At 70.0% G+C, this 18,282-nt stretch carries 15 protein-coding genes and 1 pseudogene; 4 read left to right on the plus strand and 12 right to left on the minus strand.

What is annotated here, in order from left to right:
- Positions 1-47 precede the first annotated feature (47 nt).
- Positions 48-2,170: pseudogene (pnp, locus tag HHL28_RS00540) on the minus strand (polyribonucleotide nucleotidyltransferase).
- 290 nt (positions 2,171-2,460) lie between these two features.
- Entirely contained in the window at positions 2,461-2,730 is a 270-nt protein-coding gene (gene rpsO / locus HHL28_RS00545; RefSeq protein WP_075772875.1) for a 30S ribosomal protein S15, read from the minus strand.
- Positions 2,731-3,132: 402 nt separating this feature from the next.
- Between rpsO and HHL28_RS00550 the strand changes: the two genes are divergently transcribed.
- Together HHL28_RS00550 and HHL28_RS00555 are read left to right on the plus strand one after the other, a co-directional pair.
- Positions 3,133-5,373 carry a TonB-dependent hemoglobin/transferrin/lactoferrin family receptor gene (locus HHL28_RS00550; RefSeq protein WP_404326170.1) on the plus strand — a complete coding sequence of 747 codons (2,241 nt, stop codon included), beginning with the start codon at positions 3,133-3,135 and terminating at the stop codon, positions 5,371-5,373.
- 50 nt (positions 5,374-5,423) lie between these two features.
- A complete protein-coding gene (locus HHL28_RS00555; protein ID WP_075772873.1) occupies positions 5,424-6,431 on the plus strand; it encodes a DUF6607 family protein in 1,008 nt (335 codons plus the stop codon).
- 40 nt (positions 6,432-6,471) lie between these two features.
- On the opposite strand, the gene truB is transcribed toward HHL28_RS00555, so the two are convergent.
- From truB to rimP, 8 genes are all read right to left on the minus strand, one after another.
- Positions 6,472-7,416, minus strand: coding sequence for a tRNA pseudouridine(55) synthase TruB (gene truB / locus HHL28_RS00560; protein ID WP_075772872.1), 945 nt, complete (start codon positions 7,414-7,416; stop codon positions 6,472-6,474).
- Entirely contained in the window at positions 7,406-7,942 is a 537-nt protein-coding gene (rbfA, locus tag HHL28_RS00565; protein WP_075772871.1) for a 30S ribosome-binding factor RbfA, read from the minus strand. Before rbfA ends, truB begins: the two co-directional genes overlap by 11 nt.
- Before the next feature lie 113 nt (positions 7,943-8,055).
- Complete coding sequence (locus tag HHL28_RS00570; RefSeq protein WP_075772870.1) at positions 8,056-8,433, minus strand: type II toxin-antitoxin system VapC family toxin; 378 nt, start codon at positions 8,431-8,433, stop codon at positions 8,056-8,058.
- A gap of 7 nt (positions 8,434-8,440) precedes the next feature.
- A complete protein-coding gene (locus tag HHL28_RS00575; protein WP_075772869.1) occupies positions 8,441-8,746 on the minus strand; it encodes a type II toxin-antitoxin system Phd/YefM family antitoxin in 306 nt (101 codons plus the stop codon).
- A gap of 89 nt (positions 8,747-8,835) precedes the next feature.
- On the minus strand, positions 8,836-11,421 hold the full coding sequence (gene infB, locus HHL28_RS00580) for a translation initiation factor IF-2 (protein WP_449687060.1): 2,586 nt from the start codon (positions 11,419-11,421) through the stop codon (positions 8,836-8,838).
- Positions 11,422-11,578: 157 nt separating this feature from the next.
- The gene (locus tag HHL28_RS00585; RefSeq protein WP_083699154.1) at positions 11,579-12,322 is read right to left on the minus strand and encodes an RNA-binding protein; all 744 of its coding nucleotides are present in this window, start codon (positions 12,320-12,322) and stop codon (positions 11,579-11,581) included.
- 28 nt (positions 12,323-12,350) lie between these two features.
- Positions 12,351-13,841: a transcription termination factor NusA gene (gene nusA / locus HHL28_RS00590; protein ID WP_075771433.1), complete on the minus strand. Its 1,491-nt coding sequence runs from the start codon at positions 13,839-13,841 to the stop codon at positions 12,351-12,353.
- Positions 13,842-13,900: 59 nt separating this feature from the next.
- Positions 13,901-14,584, minus strand: a complete 684-nt coding sequence (gene rimP / locus HHL28_RS00595; RefSeq protein WP_075771434.1) for a ribosome maturation factor RimP — start codon at positions 14,582-14,584, stop codon at positions 13,901-13,903.
- 291 nt (positions 14,585-14,875) lie between these two features.
- Here rimP and HHL28_RS00600 point away from each other — a divergent pair, with 291 nt between their 5' ends.
- A complete protein-coding gene (locus tag HHL28_RS00600; protein ID WP_075771435.1) occupies positions 14,876-15,487 on the plus strand; it encodes a hypothetical protein in 612 nt (203 codons plus the stop codon).
- A gap of 121 nt (positions 15,488-15,608) precedes the next feature.
- On the plus strand, positions 15,609-16,952 hold the full coding sequence (locus tag HHL28_RS00605; RefSeq protein WP_075771436.1) for an ABC1 kinase family protein: 1,344 nt from the start codon (positions 15,609-15,611) through the stop codon (positions 16,950-16,952).
- Positions 16,953-16,981: 29 nt separating this feature from the next.
- Here the strand turns inward: HHL28_RS00605 and HHL28_RS00610 are convergent, their stop codons facing one another.
- Positions 16,982-17,311 carry an argininosuccinate lyase gene (locus HHL28_RS00610; protein ID WP_169654502.1) on the minus strand — a complete coding sequence of 110 codons (330 nt, stop codon included), beginning with the start codon at positions 17,309-17,311 and terminating at the stop codon, positions 16,982-16,984.
- 139 nt (positions 17,312-17,450) lie between these two features.
- Positions 17,451-18,107 (minus strand): hypothetical protein, encoded by a 657-nt coding sequence (locus HHL28_RS00615; protein WP_169654504.1) that lies wholly within the window; start codon positions 18,105-18,107, stop codon positions 17,451-17,453.
- Between the last annotated feature and the right edge of the window lie 175 nt (positions 18,108-18,282).

The raw sequence follows: 18,282 nt of genomic DNA on the forward strand, positions 1-18,282 counted from the left end.
CGGGTTTCCCCGGCGGGCCTCTGGTACGTCAGGACAAGGAACGGGAGTTACTCCGTCGCCTCGGCCTTCTTGGACAGGTCGGCGCCGGTGGCCTGGTCCACGACCTTCATGGACAGCTTCACCTTGCCGCGGTCGTCGAAGCCCAGGACCTTCACCTTCACCTCATCGCCCTGCTTCACCACGTCGGTGACCTTGGCCACGCGCTCGTTCTTCAGCTCGGAGATGTGGACGAGGCCGTCCTTGGCGCCCAGGAAGTTCACGAAGGCGCCGAACTCCATGACCTTCACGACCTTGCCGGTGTAGATCTCGCCCACTTCCGGCTCGGCGACGATGCCCTTGATCCACTTGATGGCGGCGTCGGACGCCTTGCTGTCCACGGCCGCCACCTTCACGGTGCCGTCGTCCTCGATGTCGATCTTGGCGCCGGTCTGCTCCACGATCTCGCGGATCACCTTGCCGCCGGACCCGATCACGTCGCGGATCTTGTCCTTGGGGATGTTGATCACGGTGATGCGCGGGGCGTTGCCGCTGACCTGCTCACGGGCCGTGTTCAGGGCCTTGTTCATCTCGCCCAGGATGTGGATGCGGCCACCCTTGGCCTGGTCCAGGGCGATCTTCATGATCTCCTCGGTGATCGAGGTGATCTTGATGTCCATCTGCAGCGCGGTCACGCCCTTCTCGGTGCCGGCCACCTTGAAGTCCATGTCGCCGAGGTGGTCCTCGTCGCCCAGGATGTCCGACAGGACGGCGAACTTGTCGCCCTCCTTGATCAGGCCCATGGCGATGCCCGCGACCGGGCGGGGCAGGGGGCGCCCGCGTCCATCAGGGACAGGGAGGTGCCGCACACCGTGGCCATGGAGGAGGAGCCGTTCGACTCCGTGATCTCCGACACGATGCGCAGGGTATAGGGAAACTGCTCCTTGGACGGCAGCAGCGGGTGGATGGCGCGCCAGGCCAGCTTGCCGTGGCCGATCTCACGCCGGCCGGGGGAACCCATGCGGCCCGCCTCACCCACGCTGTACGGGGGGAAGTTGTAGTGCAGCATGAAGTTCTCGCGGTACTCGCCTTCCAGCGCGTCCACGATCTGCTCGTCCTGGGCGGTGCCCAGGGTGGCGACCACCAGGGCCTGGGTCTCGCCGCGGGTGAACAGGGCCGAGCCGTGGCTGCGGGGCAGCACGCCCACCTCCGCCACGATCTGGCGGATGTCGGTGGTGGTGCGGCCGTCGATGCGCTTGCCGGTCTCGATCACGGAGCCGCGGAGGATGTCGCTCTCCACCTCCTTGAACATGGTGGCGACGGCCTCGGGGGCGTGGCCCTCGGCCACCAGCGTCTCAACCGCCTTCACCTTGGCGGCGCCCACGGCGGCGTAGCGGTCCTGCTTCAGGGTGATGGCGTAGGCGGCCTTCACGTCCTCGCCCACCACCTCGCTGATGCGGGCCTTGACGACGGCCTTGTCATAGGCCGGCGGGGGAACGTCACGGGGCTCCTTGGCGCACATCTCCGCCAGTTCGATGATCAGGTCGATCACCGGCTGGAAGTTCTGGTGGCCGAACATGACGGCGCCCAGCATCACGTCCTCGGGCAGCTCCTTCGCCTCGGACTCCACCATCAGCACGCCTTCGACCGTGCCGGCGACCACCAGGTCCAGGTCCGACTCCTCCACCTGGTCACGGGTGGGGTTCAGGATGTACTGGCCATCCTTGTAGCCGACGCGGGCGGCGCCGATGGGGCCCAGGAAGGGCAGGCCGGACAGGGTCAGCGCCGCGGAGGTGCCGATCATGGACACGATGTCCGGGTCGTTCTCCAGGTCATGGCTCAGCACGGTGCAGACGACCTGCGTCTCGTTCCGGTAGCCGTCGGCGAACAGCGGGCGGATCGGGCGGTCGATCAGGCGGGAGGTCAGCACCTCCTTCTCCGTGGGACGGCCCTCGCGCTTGAAGAAGCCGCCGGGGATCTTGCCCGCGGCGAAGGCCTTCTCCTGGTAGTTCACCGTCAGCGGGAAGAAGTCCACGCCCGGCTTCGGGGACTTGGCGCCGACGGCGGTGCACAGCACCACCGTGTCGCCATAGGTCGCCATCACGGCGCCGTCGGCCTGACGGGCGATCTTGCCGGTCTCCAGGATGAGCTTGCGCCCGCCCCACTCCATTTCCTTCCGGAACACCTTGAACATCTGTCTATCCTTCCATCCGAAACCCGCACCACCCCGGATTGGGCGGCGGGTCGGGGCCCGATCGGCGGCCCCGCGTGTGTTCCCCTCCTGGCAGATACGAAACGGCCAGCCGGGAGGGGTCCCGGCTGGCCGTTCTCACTCACGCCGCAGGTCGGGCGCCGATGGGTCCGCCACGGGCCGGGGCACCTCCCGCCAGTGCCGCCGGCTGGGCCGGTGGCATGGGATGCGGGAGGAGCGGGTTCGGCGTCACGGCGGCTGGCACCCTTGTGCTTGTCGCGGTCGGGCGCGCCTCAGCGGCGCAGGCCCAGGCGCTGGATCAGGGTGTCGTAACGGCCCTGGTTCTTGGCCTTCAGGTAGTCCAGCAGCCGGCGGCGCTGGCCGACCATCACCAGCAGGCCACGCCGGGAGTGGAAATCCTTCGCGTGGGTCTTCAGGTGCTCCGTCAGGTTCTGGATGCGCTCCGTCAGGATCGCGACCTGTACCTCGGGCGAGCCGGTATCGGTCTCGTTGGTCTTGTACTCGGTGATGAGCGCCTGCTTGCGCTCCGCGGTGATCGACATCGTCTTTCTCCGTCAATGGTGGTTTCGACAGGCGCGCCGGGCGGAGGTTCCGCCCCCCTGACGGGGCATCCCCGGCCAAGTCTGGGCCGGAAATGGGTGCGCGCCCACGGTCCGCGGGGCCGGGCCGGGATGTCGTCCAGCACGGTCCCGAACGGTCGCAGGCGTCGTTCGGTGGGCGGTAGATGCTCCGGATTCCCGCGGGGGTCAAGGGGATTCGCGGCTGTGCGCGGGCAGGATGCCCCTGCGCCCGCCGCGGGTGATGCCCCGTAAAAGGGGCGGGGCCGGCGGGGATGGATGCTCCCCACCTGGTTGCGAATGCGATTGACTCGCATTTGCGATTCGATTTAGAGGGGTTGGCCGGGACGGGCCGCGGGACGGCCCGCCGAGACGGGTAGAGAGACGATGACAGCGACGATGCTGCGGGCGACGATCCCGCTGATGGCCACCTGCCTGCCCCTGGCCGCGGCGGCGGCCGAACCGACGACCACGCCCGCGCCGGCCGGGGCGGACACGCTGGTGGCAGAGGCGCCCGTGGTGACGGTCACCGCCACCCGGACGGAGAAGGACGTGCTGGAAGCCCCGGCCACGGTCAGCGTCATCACCGGGCGGCAGATCGAGGACCGGCTGGTCACCGACATCAAGGACCTGGTCCGGTATGAGCCCGGCGTGTCCGTGCGCAACAGCCCCGCCCGCTTCACCGCCGCCGGGTCCTCCACGGGCCGCGACGGCAACAGCGGCTTCAACATCCGGGGGCTGGAAGGCAACCGGGTGCTGCTGACCGTGGACGGGGTGCGGGTGCCTGACGGGTTCAGCTTCGGCCCCCAGGCCACCGGCCGCGGCGACTTCGCCGATTTGGGCCTGGTGAAGTCGGTGGAGATTCTGCGCGGGCCCGCCTCTGCCCTCTATGGCAGCGACGGGGTGGCCGGGGCGGTCAGCCTGGTCACCAAGGACCCGGCCGACCTGCTGGCGGACGGCGACGACGTGGCGGCGGAGGTGCGCTTCGGCTATGCCGGTGCCGACGACAGCTGGACCAAGGGCGCCCTGGTGGCCGGCCGCAGCGGGCGGTGGGAGGCGCTGCTGGCCTACGCCCGCCGCGACGGGGAGGAGCAGGAGACCAAGGGCACCAACGGCGCCGCCAACACCGACCGTACCAAGGCCAACCCTCAGGAGGTGGCGTCCGACGCGGTGCTGGCGAAGCTGGTGTTCCGGGCGTCCGACGCCCACCGCTTCCGCCTGACCCTGGACCATCTGGACCGGGACGTGGACAGTATGGTGCTGAGCGCCATCGCCAAGCCGCCGCTGGCCGCGACCAGCGTCATCGGCCTGACCGGCCGGGACGACACGGAGCGCACGCGGGTGAGCTTCGACCACCTCTACGCCGCCGGGCTGCCGGTGCTGGAGACGCTGCACTGGACCGCCTACCACCAGGACGGCAAGGTCCGGCAGTATTCCGCGGAGGATCGCAACACCGCCGCTGACCGTGTCCGCGACAGCCGGTTCGAGAATGCGGTGACGGGCCTGGGTATCGAGGCCGACAGCCAAGTGCTGGGCAGCGGCCTGACCCACCGGTTCAGCTATGGCGGCGATGTTTCCCTTACCCGGCAGGAAGGCTTGCGCGACGGGGTGGTGGCCCCAGTGGGGGAGCGGTTCCCGGCCAAGCCCTTCCCGGACACGGACTATGTGCTGGGCGGGCTGTACGTGCAGGACGAGGTGACCGCCCTGGACGGGGCGCTGACCCTCTACCCCGCCCTGCGGGTGGACTATTACCGGCTGGACCCGAAGGGCGGCGACCCGCTCTATCCCTACCCGACGGCCACGGCCAGCGACTGGCACCTGTCGCCCAAGCTGGGTGGGCTGTACTGGGTGACGCCGTCGGTGGGCCTGTTCGCCAACTATGCCCGCGGCTACAAGGCGCCCAGCCCGTCCCAGGTGAACAACGGGTTCGAGAACCTGGTCTTCAACTACCGCTCCCTGCCCAACCCGGACCTGAAGCCGGAAACCAGCGAGACCGTGGAGGGCGGGGTGCGCTCCCGCCAGGATGGCTGGACCGCCAGCGCCACGGCCTTCGCCGGCTGGTACGACGACTTCATCGACCAAATCCAGGTCTCCGGTTCCCTGACCCCCGCCGACCCCGGCATCTTCCAGTTCGTCAACCTGGGCAAGGTGAAGATCCGCGGCGCGGAGGCGAAGCTGCAATACCGCGCCGACAACGGGCTCGGCCTGGTGGCCGCCGCGTCCTACGCCAAGGGCGATTCCCGGGTGGACGGGGTTAAGGCCGCCCTGGACAGCGTGGACCCGGCCAAGCTGGTGGCGGGCGTCAGCTACCGGGACCCGGCGGACCGGTTCGGGGGCGAGCTGTCGGTGACCCGCTCCGCCGGCAAGGCCCTGTCGCGCACCGCCTGCGGCACCGGGTGCGCCTCGGCCTCACTGCCCTTCACGCCAGGGGCCTTCACCCTGGTGGACCTGACCGGCTTCTGGGCCCTGTCCGACCGCATGACCCTGCGGGCCGGTGTCTTTAACCTGTTCGACGAGAAGGTCTGGTGGTGGAGCGACGTGCGCGGGGTGCTCGCCAACTCCGCCGTCAAGGACGCCTACAGCCAGCCTGGCCGCAACGCCAGCGTCTCCGTCACCGTCCGCTTCTGAACCCGGCCCTCCCCGCCGGGGGAGGCACAAACTGTACCGAGGGGGAAACCATGATGAACCGAAAGACCTTTGCCGGGGCTGCCCTGGCGGCCGCCCTGCTGCTGGGCGGCCCCGCCGCCCTGGCTGCCGACACCGCCGTTTGCCCGACGGCGGTCCGCGCCGAGCAATGCGCCAAGTTCCAACAGGACCGGCAGGCCATCCTGGCCATGGCCGGGGACTACAAGGTGCGCTTCGACTTCCGCGAGACCGTGTCCTTCCTGCCGGACTACGCCCCCATCCCGCCGAAGCAGAGTGGGGGGCACGAGGTGGTGCGGGTCATCGCCGACACAGGGACTGCCATCATGCTCCAGCACCTGCTGGTGGTGGAGGGGAAGGACGGCAAGCCGGTGGTGATCAAGCATTGGCGCCAGGACTGGGCGTGGGAGCCCGCCAGTGTCCTGGCCTACCAGGACAGCGGCCGCTGGGCGGTGGTGCCGGTGGGCGCGGCCAACCGGGAGGGCGCCTGGAGCCAGACTGTCTGGCAGACCGACGACAGCCCGCGCTATGGCGGGGTGGGGCGCTGGACCCATGACCTTGGCGTGCCGCGCTGGACCAGCGGGGAGGGGCTGCGCCCGTTAGCCCGCCGGGACGCCGTGCGCAAGCCGCCCTATGACCGCTACCTGGCCGTCAACCGCCACGCCCTGACGCCCACCGGCTGGGTGCATGAGCAGGACAATGCCAAGCTGGGGCCGAAGGACGGCAAGCCCGCCACCTTCGTGCATGAGGTGGTGCTGAACACCTATACCAAGTTCGACGGCTATCCCGTGGCCGCCGCCGACGGCTACTGGGAAAAGACGGCCACCTATTGGGCCGCCGTGCGCCGCGCCTGGGACGAGGTGGCGGCCCGCGACGGCGGCATCCATGTGCGGGAGGAAGCGGAAAACGGTTCCGTCACCGGCCCGACCCTGATGGAACTGGCGGACAAGGTGGCGGAGGGCACGGCAACTACCCCCGACGCCATCGCCCAGGCCCGCCGCACCATAAGCGACGCGACCAGGGTCCCTGGGAAGAAGGCTTAACCTGGAGGACAGGGGCGGCCGCGGTGGGCCGCCCCCTTACTCAGACGTTCAGCACCCGCACCGGCTGGATGGCCGGGCCTTCCACCCGTACCAGGGCCACGGGGCGGCCGGCGCAGGTGGCCAGCGCCACCGCCTCGGCACCCTCGGGCAGGGTGGCGCGGATGGCGTCCAGCCGGGCCACGTCCGTTCGGCGCATCAGCAGCACCGCCTGGCCCTGGCGCAGCTTCATGGCCTCCGGGTCGGCCAGGGGGATGGTGGGGACCTGGTCCAGGGCCGTCTCGATCGGCAGCAGGAAGCGGTCGGCGTCGCCGGCCTGGGATGCCTGCTCCAACTGCTCCAGGGTCGCCGCCTCGGCCAGGGTGAAGCGGCCCACCCGCAGGCGGCGCAGCTCCGCCACATGGCCCACGGTGCCCAGCGCCTCCGCCAGGTCGCGGGCCAGGGACCGCATGTAGGTGCCCTTGCCGCACTCCACCTCGAACCAGGCATGGTCCTCGTCCGGGCGGCCGGTCAGCAGGAAGCTGTCCACCCGCACCTCGCGGGGCTTCAGCTCCAGCGCCGCCCCCTCGCGGGCCAGGTCATAGGCGCGCTCGCCCTCCACCTTGATGGCGCTGTAGCGGGGCGGGACCTGGCTGATCCAGCCCTGAAAGCCCTCCAGGGCCGCCTCGATCTGCTCATCCGTCGGGCGCAGGTCGCTGGTGGCGATGACCTGGCCGGCGCGGTCGTCCGTGTCCGTGGCCTGACCGAAGCGCAGCAGGAACCGGTAGGTCTTGCTGCCGTCCATGGCGTACTGGACGGTCTTCGTCGCCTCACCGAAGGCGATGGGCAGCACGCCGGTGGCGATCGGGTCCAGCGTGCCGCCATGGCCCGCCTTTTCCGCCTGCATCAGCCAGCGGCACTTGGCCATGGCCTGGGTGCTGGTCATGGTCCCGGGCTTGTCCAGCACCAGCCAGCCGTCCAGCGGCCGCCCCTTGCGCCTACGCGCCATGGCGGCCGTCCCCCTGGTCGTCCCGGGACTCGTCAGCGTCCCCGTCCTCCAGCCGGTCCTCCCGGTCCAGGGGCACGCCCTCGCCGTCCAGCTCCTCGGTGTCCGGGACGTCCTCGTCCTCGGCGGCCTCGGCACCCAAATCCTGGGCCACGTGCGGGTCGTGCAGGATGCGGCCGATCTTGTCGGCATAGTCGAAGCTGGTGTCGAGCTGGAAGCTCAGGCGCGGCGCATGGGGCAGGCGCACCTCTGCCGCCACCTGGCTGCGCAGGAAGGCGCTGGCCCGGTTCAGGGCGGCCACCAGCTCCGGCTGGCGCCCGCCCAGCGGCATGACGAAGGCCGTGGCGTTCTTCAGGTCCGGGCTGACCCGCACCTCCGACACCGTGACGTTAAGGTCCATCAGCACGGGGTCGCGGAACTCCCCCCGGCGGAAGATGTCCGCCAACGCGTGCCGGATCTCCTCGCCCACGCGCAGCTGGCGCTGGCTGGGCCCCTTGGCGGCGAAACCGCCCGAATTCTTGCGCGACATGTCCTGTAACCCCTCGACCCTGCACGGGGGATGGGACCCCTACGCCAGGAACGTCTGGAAAGGGCGGGTGGATAGCACAAGCGGGCGGCGGGGGATAGGGCGGTGTTGCCTGCTCACCAGAGGGTGGGGATGTTGTAGGCGGAGAGCTGCCTGTCCGCGGTCACCAATCCCAGCCCTTCCGCCCTGGCCTGGGCGACCAGCATGCGATCGAAGGGGTCACGGTGGTGGAGGGGGAGGTGGGCCGCCAGCAGCGCATGGTTCCGCAGGACGGGAAGGACGGACACGCCAGAGTCGACCAAGGCATCCCAAATGTCCGTAGGCAAAGTCAGCTTGCCCAGAGCCGCCTTGTACTCCAGCTCCCAGATGCTGGCCACGCTCAGCACGACACTGGCATCCGGGTCCGTGCAGGCCTCGAGCGCGGCCTGTGACAGGCGGCTAGGCGCGGTGACCAGCCACAGGGCCGTGTGGGAGTCGAGCAGCAGCCCCGCCATCGCCAGATCACGGGTCAGTGGGGAAAATCTTCGGGTCGTTCATCGCGTCCAGGATGTCGTCCGGCAACGGCGCGTCGAACGCGTCCACGTCCACCTGCCCTGCGAACCTGCCCACCAACTCCTTGCGGCGCCTTGCCTTCTCTTCCCTGGACAGGTCCTCCCAGGCAACCGGGTGCGACGGGTGATCGGCGGGGCCCAATTTGGCGACCAGCTCCCCATCCTCGGTGAAGACGATCTCCTCACCGTCGCGCGCGCGCTCCACAAGGGCCCGCAACTCGGCGGTGGCGCTCCTGAGGTCGATGTGGCCCGGCATGGCGGCTCCTGGAAAAGAAACGGCCGGCGTTATGCCCGCAAGGGAGCATAACGCCGGCCGCCACACTTTGGAACTGGTCTGGCCAGGGCTTACAGGACCCGGGCGACCTCCTCCATCTCGAAGGCCTCGATGACGTCGCCTTCGCGGATGTCTTCGTAGTTCTCGAAGGCCATGCCGCACTCGAAGCCCTCGCGGACCTCCTTCACCTCGTCCTTGACGCGCTTCAGGGTCTTCAGCGTGCCCTCGTGGATGACCACGTTGTCGCGCAGCAGGCGGACCTTGGCGCCGCGCTTCACGATGCCCTCGGTCACGCGGCAGCCGGCGACCTTGCCGACCTTCGTGATGTTGAAGACCTGCAGGATCTGCGCGTTGCCCAGGAACTTTTCACGCAGCGACGGGGCCAGCATGCCGGTCAGCATCTGCTTCACGTCGTCGATGATGTCGTAGATGATCGAGTAGTACCGGATCTCCACGGCATCGCGCTTGGCCATGTCGCGGGCCTGCGGGTTGGCGCGGACGTTGAAGCCCACCACCAGGCCCTTGGACGCGTTCGCCAGGGTGATGTCGCTCTCGGTGATGGCGCCCACGCCGGACATCAGCACCCGGACCTTCACCTCGGTGTTCTCGGCCGTCAGCTTCTCCAGGGCACCGGCGATGGCTTCCACGGAGCCCTGCACGTCGCCCTTGATGACGATCGGCAGTTCCTTGGCCTCGCCGGCCTGGATCTGCTTGAACATCTGCTCCAGCGACCCGCGACCCTGCTTGGCGGCCTCCGCCTCGCGCTTCTTGCGCTGGCGGTACTCGGTCACCTCGCGGGCCTTCGCCTCGGTCTCGACGACGACCATGTCCTCGCCGGCCAGCGGCACGCCGTTCAGGCCCAGCACCTCCACCGGGGTGGCGGGCTCCGCCTGGGGCACCGTGGCGCCGCGGTCGTTGACCAGGGCGCGGACGCGGCCCCACTCGCTGCCGGCGACGACGATGTCGCCCACCTTCAGCGTGCCGCGCTTCACCAGCACGGTGGCCACCGGGCCGCGGCCCTTGTCCAGCTTCGCCTCGACCACCACGCCCTCGGCGGTACGACCGGGGTTGGCCTTCAGCTCCAGGATCTCGGCCTGGAGGATGATGCTCTCCTCCAGCCTGTCCAGGTTCAGCCCGGTCTTGGCGGAGACCTCCACGTCCAGCACGTCGCCGCCCAACGCCTCGACCACCAGGTCGTGCTGCAGCAGCTCGTTGCGGACGCGGTCCGGCTTGGCGGCCGGCAGGTCGCACTTGTTGATGGCGACGATGATCGGCACCTTCGCCGCCTTGGCGTGCTTGATGGCCTCGGCGGTCTGCGGCATCACGCCGTCGTCCGCCGCCACCACCAGGATGACCACGTCGGTGACGTTGGCGCCGCGGGCACGCATCTCCGTGAAGGCGGCGTGGCCCGGCGTGTCGATGAAGGTGATGCGGGAGCCGCTTTCCAGCTGCACCTGGTAGGCGCCGATGTGCTGGGTGATGCCGCCGGCCTCGCGGCTGGCGACGTCGGTCTTGCGCAGGGCGTCCAGCAGCGAGGTCTTGCCGTGGTCGACGTGGCCCATGACGGTGACCACCGGCGCGCGGGGGACCATGTCCTCCGCCCGGTCCTGGCCGCCGCCGACGCCGATCTCCACGTCCGCCTCGGACACGCGGATCGGGCGGTGGCCCAGCTCCTGCACCACCAGCTCGGCCGTGTCGGCGTCGATGGTCTGGGTGATGGTGGCCATCACGCCCATGCGCATCAGCGTCTTGATCACGTCGGCGCCGCGCTCGGCCATGCGGTTGGCAAGGTCACCCACCGTGATGACCTCGGGGATCGTCACGTCGCGGGTCACCTTCTGCGTCTCCTGCCGGCCGAACTGGCGCAGCCGCTCACGCTCACGGGCGCGGCGGGCGGCGGCCAGCGAACGGCCGCGCTGGCCCTCGTCCTCGGACAGCGCCTGGGTGATGGTCAGCTTGCCGCCGCGGCGCTTGTCGCCGCCCTTGGCCTTGACGGCGGGGGCGGGGGCCTTCGGGGCGGCCTTGCCGGGGCCGGCGGCCTTGCGGCGGGGGCTGTCCTCGTCCTCGTCGTCCGCGGCGCGGCCCGTGGGGGCAACGCCCGGGCGGGCGGCCACCGGGGCGGTCGTGCCGCGGTCCTCCGTGGCACCGGCGGGACGGCGTGGGGCGGCGGCGTCGGCCTTGCGGGCCTCCTCCGCCTTGCGGGCGTCCTCGGCCTCCTTGCGGCGGCGCTCGGCCTCGGCGGCGGCGGCCTTCTCGGCCTCCTGGATGCGGCGCAGCTCCTCCAGCTCCCGCTGGCGGACCGATGCCTCATCCATGGGCTGGGCGGCGATCTCGGCGGCGGCGGCTTCCGCGGCCTCGGCGGCGGCAGCCTCCGCGGCCTCCTGCTCGGCAGCCTCCTGCTCGGCCCGCAGGCGGGCCAGCTCACGCTCCTCCGCCTCGCTCAGGGCGCGGCGCTTGCGCTCCTCCTCGGCCAGGGCCAAGGCGCGCAGGCGGGTGTCCCGCTCCGCGTCGCTCAACTGCCGGCCGGCCAGGCCGCCACGGCCGGGCTGGCCGCGCAGGCCCTGGGCCGCGGCGCGGGCCGCGGCACCGCCATCGGCCACGCCGGGCACGGCGGCCTTGTTGATGATGCGCTTGGCCGGCTTGACCTCGACCGCCACATCCTTGCCCCGGCCGTGCGAGAACTGCTGCCGCACGACTCCCTGTCCGCCCCCGGCGGGGGCTGGCCGGCGGGCTTCTTCGCCCCGCCCAGCGCCAGCGTGGGGCGACCACCCAGGCTCAGTACTTTCTTGTCGCGGTTCTGGTCGTTGGTATCGCTCATCCGAAATCCGATCCCTCGTCCGGGCCCTGCGCAACGGGACCCATACCTTCAAGCGCCGCCATCCGTTCAACCTCGCGGAGCAGGCGCTGCGCCAGCGGACCGGCCGCCAACACCGCGTGAACCGCGTCTTCCCGTCCCAGGGCCGGCCCCAGTTCCGCCCGGTCGAAACGATCGACCAGCGGCACCTGACGCGCCAAAGCCAAAGGACGCAGCTTGGACCGGCCATCGGCCGACCCGTCCCGCGCCTCCAGCCAAATCCCCACCGGCTTGGCACCGGCCCCGGGGCGGCCCATCAGGCCTGACCGGAGCGACGCCTGCACCTTCTCGAACCCCGCGATGGCGCCGCCGCCCTTCCGGGCCAACCCCACCAACTCCAGGGCCCTCCGCCGGACAAGCTGGCGTACCATCGCCAGCAGCCCGGGGTCCGCCTTGACCGCCCGTCGGGCCGCCTTGGAGAACAGGCCCTTCGACAGGGCCTTTTCAACCATGGCGGGGTCCGCCGTCAACCACAGCCCACGTCCGGGCAGGGTTTCCTCCACGTCGGGCACGACCGTGCCCTCGGGGGAGATGACGAAGCGGACCATCCGGTCCTTTTCCTGTACCCGGCCGGAAGCGACGCACCGCCTGAGCGGGCTCCGCTTCCCGGCCGGGGACTCCGGCTCATCGGCCATCGCCTCCGGCTCCAGCACCTCCGGCAGGAGGGGCGGGCCCGGGGGCGGGGTGGAAGGGTCGGGCGCCATGGGCACCTCCCCGTCCCGGCCCGGGGCCTCAGGCCCCGGCCCCGTCCTCGAACCAGTGGGCGCGGGCGGCCATGATCACCTCGTTGGCCACGTCCATGCCCATCTCGTCCTTGCCGACGATGTCCACCAGCTCGTCGCCTGCCAGGTCGGCCAGGTCGTCCAGGGTCTTCACGCCCTTCTCGCCCAGCTTCACCAGCATGGCCGGCGTCAGCGCCTCGATGGCCGCCACCTCCTCGGTGACACCCAGTTCCCGGCGCTTGCCGTCCAGGATCTCGTTCTGCTGCTCCAGGTAGGCCTGGGCGCGGTTCTGAAGCTCCGCGGCGACATCCTCGTCGAAGGCGTCGATAGCCGTCAGCTCACCCAGGTCGACGAAGGCGATCTCCTCCACGGAGCTGAAGCCCTCGTTGACCAGCAGATGGGCGATCATGTCGTCCACGTCCAGGGCTTCCATGAACATCTGCGTGCGGGTCGAGACCTCGCTCTGCCGACGCTCGCGCTCCTCGGCCTCGGTCAGGATGTCGATGGTCCAGCCGGTGAGCTGGGATGCCAGCCGGACGTTCTGGCCGCGGCGGCCGATGGCCAGCGACAGCTGGTCGTCGGGCACCACCACCTCGATCTTGCCGGTCTCCTCGTCCAGCACGACCTTCGCCACCTCGGCCGGGGCCAGGGCGTTCACCACGAAGGTGGCCGGGTCCGGGCGCCAGGGGATGATGTCGATCTTCTCGCCCTGCAGCTCGCCCACCACGGCCTGGACGCGGCTGCCGCGCATGCCGACGCAGGCGCCGACGGGATCGATGCTGCTGTCCTTGGAGATGACGGCGATCTTGGCGCGGGAACCGGGGTCGCGGGCCACCGACTTGATCTCGATGATGCCATCATAGATCTCCGGCACCTCCTGGCGGAACAGGCCGCGCATGAAGTCGCCATGGGTGCGGCTCAGGAAGATCTGCGGCCCGCGCGGCTCGCTGCGTACGTCATAGATCAGGGCGCGCACGCGGTCGCCGGTCTTGAAGTGCTCACGCGGCAGGCACTCGTCCCGGCGCAGGATCGCCTCCGCCCGGCCAAGGTCGACGGTGACGTTGCCGTACTCGACCCGCTTGACCAGGCCGTTGACGATCTCGCCCTTGCGGTCCTTGTACTCGTTGAACTGGCGCTCGCGCTCCGCCTCGCGCACCTTCTGCACGATGACCTGCTTGGCGGTCTGGGCTGCGATGCGGCCGAAATCGATGGGCGGCAGCGTGTCCACCAGGAAGTCGCCGACCTTGGCGGCCGGGTTCTTCCGCTTGGCCTTGGCCAGGTCCACCTGCGTGGCCTCGTTCTCCACCGTCTCCACCACCTCCAGGTAGCGGGTCAGCTGGATGTCGCCGGTCTTCCGGTCGATGCGGGCGCGGATGTCGTGCTCATGCCCGTACTTGGAGCGGCCGGCCTTCTTGATGGCCTCTTCCATGGCCTCGAGCACGTGCTCCTTGTCGATGTTCTTCTCGCGGGCGACCGCGTCGGCTACCTGAAGCAGTTCCATCCTGGCGAACCTTGACTGGTTTTCCCGACCCTTGGACCCCTGTGCCGCCGTTCCGGCGGTCAGGCGCCTTGGGCCCCGTTGTCGTCCATATCGTCCGGCGTGTCCGGACCCACCTGGAGCAGGCCGGTCTTGCGCTTCGGCTTGTCCTTCTTCGGCTTGGCGCCCTTCTTGGCCGGCCTCTCGGCGGCCGCGGGCGGCGCCACGTCCATCAGGGCACCCTCGGTCCCGGCGGCCAGCCCCTGGGCGGCCGCGGCGGCCTCCAGCAAGCGTTCCGTCAGTTCCAGCTTGGCCTTGGCGACCAGGACGAAGGGCACGCGGGCGACCGGCACCTCCTCACCCTTCTTCTTGGGCTCCAGCCGGACCAGCACGTCCTCACCCTCCGTGCCTTCCAACAGGCCACGGAAGCGTTTGCGCCCGTCCACGGGGGCGCTGGTCTCGATCCGGGCGTCGAAGCCGCGGAAGCGGGCGAAATCCTTCAGCCGGGTCAGCGGCCGGTCGATGCCGGGGCTGCTGACCTCCAGCGTGTAGGCGCTCTCGATGGGGTCGTCCACCGCCAGCAGGGTGGCGATGGTGCGGCTGATCTCCGCGCAGTCATCCACGGTCATGGCGCGGCCATCGGTGCGCTCCGCCATGACCTGCAGCACGGGGCGCTCGGTACCGGTCAGCCGCAGGCGCACAAGCTCATAGCCCATGGCCTCCACCGACGGCCCCACCATCCCACCGATCCGCTGCACCACGTCCATGCGTCTGTGTCACCCCTGGAGACAGGGCCCTCCGGAGAACCCGGGGCCCAGATAAACAAAAAGGCGGGCCAAAGGCCCACCCGCAAAGCAGACCAGCCGCGCCAACCGAGGGGCTGGCCGGTCCGTATGGGATACGTTGACCCCTATATAGAGCGGTTCGCGCCGGGGGGAAGGGGAATCGCACCGGGCCGGCAGGTTCTCCGCCGCGGATGGTTCGCCGCCGCCGCGAATGGCCCTTTCCCAGGCGTTGGCGTCGGGGCAGGCTACCCCTTTCCCGTGGGGGAGGGGGCGATGGGCCAGGAATGCGCGACTGTCTGCCGCTGGGACGGCAAGGTGTCCGAGGGCAAGGCGCTGCTGGAGGGGGACCATCTGCTGTTCCGCGGCGGTTTCCGGCTGCGCATCCTGTTCAGGGAATTGACCGGCGCGGAGACGGCCGATGGCAAGCTCATCCTATCCACCCCTTGCCTGGGCCGGGTGGAGCTGGACATCGGGGCGAAGGCGGGGGACTGGCTGCGCCGCATCCGCAACCCCAGGGGCCTCTTGGACAAGCTGGGGCTGAAGCCCGGCGACAAGGTGGACATGCTGGGCGCCGACCCGGACCCGGTCCTGTCCGCCGTCCTGGACGCCGCCGGCATCGCGCCCGACCGTCTAGCAGCCCCGCGTCCCGACGTACCCTGGGTCCTGCTGACCGCCACCGGCCCCGCTCACCTGGACCTGGTCCCGGCCATCGCCGAGACACTCGGTCCCAAGTCGGCCCTGTGGGTGCTGTTCCCTAAAGGCGGCAGGGCCTTCCCGGAGTCGCTGCTCCGGGACACGGCCCGCGGGGCAGGATTGGCGGACATAAAGACCTGTGCGGTGTCGGAGGTGACGACGGCGCTGAAGTGGGGGCGGCGGAAAGGATGAGGCTCGGTCCGTGGTGTGCATCGCGCGGCCAAACCCCAGTCGCCGCCGGGGCGTGTCTACGGTCAGCGTAAACACGCCTTAAGCCCTCGCCGAACGCACTCCGGAGCACCATCTTCCTGCCATGACGGACGAACAGAGCACCTTGCAAGGTCGGCTTGCCCGCTACGCGCGGGTCGGCACGGCCATGGGCGGCATCGCGGCGCGGGTGGCGGGTGAGCGCTTCCTGGGCATGAGGCTGGAACGGGACGCCCACGCGGCCGAGCTGCGCCAAGCCTTGGGTGGGCTGAAGGGCCCCCTGATGAAGGTGGCGCAGATTCTGTCCACCATCCCCGATGCCCTGCCGCAGGAATATGTGCAGGAGCTGGCCCAGCTCCAGGCGGACGCGCCACCCATGGGCTGGCCCTTTGTCAAGCGCCGCATGGCGGCGGAGCTGGGGCCGGACTGGCAGTCCAAGTTCCAGAGCTTCGAGAAGGAGGCCGCCTCGGCCGCCTCACTGGGCCAGGTGCACCGGGCCGTGGCGCCGGACGGCACCGCGCTGGCCTGCAAGCTGCAGTACCCGGACATGCAGTCGGCGGTGGAGGCGGACCTGAAGCAGCTCAAGCTGCTGTTCGGCGTCTATGCCCGCTACGACAAGGCCATCCGCACCGACCAGATCCATGCGGAGATCGGCGACCGCCTGCGGGAGGAGCTGGACTATGCCCAAGAGGCCAAGCACATGGACCTCTACGCCCGCATGCTGGACGGGGTGGAGGGGGTGCATATCCCCCAGGTGGTGCCGGGGCTGTCGACCAAGCGCCTGTTGAGCATGAGCTGGGTGGAGGGGCGCAAGATCATCGCCTTCAAGGAGGCGGAGCTGGAGGTGCGCAACCGCATCGCCATGAACATGTTCCGCGCCTGGTACGTGCCCTTCTACTGCTACGGCGTCATCCACGGCGACCCGCATCTGGGAAACTACACGGTCCGGCCGGACCACGACATCAACCTGCTGGATTTCGGCTGCATCCGGGTCTTCCCGCCGCGCTTCGTCCATGGGGTGATCGAGCTGTACGAGGCCATCCGCACCGATGACGAGGCCCGCGCCGTCCACGCCTATGAGGCCTGGGGCTTCAAGAACATCAGCAAGCAGATGGTGGAGGTGCTGAACATCTGGGCCAAGTTCGTCTACGCCCCCATCCTGGAGGACCGCACCCGCACCATCGAGGAGACGAACAACGGCCGCTACGGCCAAGCCACCGCCGCCAAGGTGCACATGGCCCTGCGGGAGGTGGGCGGGGTGGAGATCCCCCGTGAGTTCGTCTTCATGGACCGCGCCGCCATCGGCCTGGGCAGCGTCTTCCTGCACCTGAAGGCGGAGATCAACTGGTATCGCCAGTTCCACGAGCTGATCGCCGGCTTCGACGTGGACGCCTTGTCCCGCCGGCAGGCGGAGGCCCTGGCAGTGGTGGGGCTGGCGGCGCGGCACTGAAGGCGCCGCCGCCAGCCCCACCGACATGCTTACTCGTACGTCGCCCAGGTCTCACCGCTCTTGCGGTTGTAGCTGATGGCGATCTTGGAGACGGTGCAGAGGTCGAAGTTGTCCCACTCCGCCTCTTCGCCATCATCATAGATGACCTTCAGGTCCCACTTGCAGGACTTTTCCTTGCGGCTGAAGACGATGTCCACGGCGGTGCCGTCGGGCAGCACGTCACGACCCAGGATGTCCTCTTCCCAGGAGGAAGACTTGCTGGGGGCGACATAGACCTCGCTAATGGTGTAGCCGGTCTTGTTCAGCAGGGAGAAATTCTGCTTGCCGTCGGCCAGGGCCGTGCCCGGCAGCATGGCCATCGCCCCAAGCACCAGGCCCGTGGCCGCCCAAGTCCCCATTCCCCGCATGATACCCCCTATGAAGATGACTCGGGCTTGTTGCCCGCGCCTGGGAGGGTAGGGGATTAAGCCTTTTGGCGGAAGTCCATACTTTCGGATGTCAAGCGACCAATTTGCGCTCGGCAGTGACGGCCGCTGCGGCATCCAGGACCGCCACCTGGCGGCTGCCCGCGGCGTCTGTGTCCAGCGCGAGGAACCGGCCCGTTGGGTCCCAGCGGGGGATGGGGGCCATGGCCGCGTCGGCTCCCGCATGCAGGCGGGCCACGGCCAGCACCCTGTCCCCGTCCAGGTCGGCCAGCCGGATGGTCCGCAGGGCCCGGGCGTCGGCAGCGGCGCCGAGGGCCAACCAGCCCCCCTGGGGGCGGACCGCCCCGCTGCCGATCCCCTCTCCCGGCAGCAGCAGCGAGGGCGGCGTGCCGCCGGATGCGTCCACTTGCCACAGCCCCGCCTGGATTGCCTGCCGCCGCCGTACAGGCCGCCACCCGGCGGCCGCCAGCACCAAACGCCGCCGCAGCCGCGCGGGCCTCGGCACCACGGCCCTGCCCCGGGCGATGCAGAGCCGGTCATCGTCCATCCAGACCGGCGCGCCCCTCACCTCGGCCGCCAGCACCCTCAGGTCACCGCCGTCGGGATCGCAGGACAGCAGCCGTGCCCGTTCCCCGCCAGACCGGTCCAGGCAACGGTGCAGGAAAGCCAGCCGGGTGCCCGACGGATTCCAGGTCGGGTCGGCCAGCAGGTGGGCAGACAGGGAAGGCAAAGCCGTTCCTCCTCGCTGCCGCCCAGGCCCGCCGCCTCCGCGACGCTCACCAGCAACCGGCAGGCGCCGTCCGCCAGATCCATGCGCCACAAGCCGTCTTCCCGCGGGCAGGGAGCCAGCAGGCCCGGGGCCACCAGCCCGTCCGAAGGCCAGCCGGCAGGTCGTCCCGACAGGT

Origin of the sequence: Aerophototrophica crusticola (assembly GCF_012913305.1) — a bacterium.
Lineage (GTDB): Bacteria > Pseudomonadota > Alphaproteobacteria > Azospirillales > Azospirillaceae > Niveispirillum > Niveispirillum crusticola.

Coding starts and splice junctions, on each gene's coding strand:
- HHL28_RS00555 (WP_075772873.1), top strand. CDS start 5,424: ATGATGAACCGAAAGACCTTTGCCGGGGCTGCCCTGGCGGCCGCCCTG.
- HHL28_RS00610 (WP_169654502.1), bottom strand. CDS start 17,311: ATGGCCATGCTGCCGGGCACGGCCCTGGCCGACGGCAAGCAGAATTTC.
- rimP (WP_075771434.1), bottom strand. CDS start 14,584: ATGGACGTGGTGCAGCGGATCGGTGGGATGGTGGGGCCGTCGGTGGAG.
- HHL28_RS00605 (WP_075771436.1), top strand. CDS start 15,609: ATGACGGACGAACAGAGCACCTTGCAAGGTCGGCTTGCCCGCTACGCG.
- HHL28_RS00570 (WP_075772870.1), bottom strand. CDS start 8,433: ATGGCGGGGCTGCTGCTCGACTCCCACACGGCCCTGTGGCTGGTCACC.
- HHL28_RS00550 (WP_404326170.1), top strand. CDS start 3,133: ATGACAGCGACGATGCTGCGGGCGACGATCCCGCTGATGGCCACCTGC.
- truB (WP_075772872.1), bottom strand. CDS start 7,416: ATGGCGCGTAGGCGCAAGGGGCGGCCGCTGGACGGCTGGCTGGTGCTG.
- rbfA (WP_075772871.1), bottom strand. CDS start 7,942: ATGTCGCGCAAGAATTCGGGCGGTTTCGCCGCCAAGGGGCCCAGCCAG.
- nusA (WP_075771433.1), bottom strand. CDS start 13,841: ATGGAACTGCTTCAGGTAGCCGACGCGGTCGCCCGCGAGAAGAACATC.
- HHL28_RS00600 (WP_075771435.1), top strand. CDS start 14,876: ATGGGCCAGGAATGCGCGACTGTCTGCCGCTGGGACGGCAAGGTGTCC.
- rpsO (WP_075772875.1), bottom strand. CDS start 2,730: ATGTCGATCACCGCGGAGCGCAAGCAGGCGCTCATCACCGAGTACAAG.
- HHL28_RS00575 (WP_075772869.1), bottom strand. CDS start 8,746: ATGCCGGGCCACATCGACCTCAGGAGCGCCACCGCCGAGTTGCGGGCC.
- HHL28_RS00585 (WP_083699154.1), bottom strand. CDS start 12,322: ATGGCGCCCGACCCTTCCACCCCGCCCCCGGGCCCGCCCCTCCTGCCG.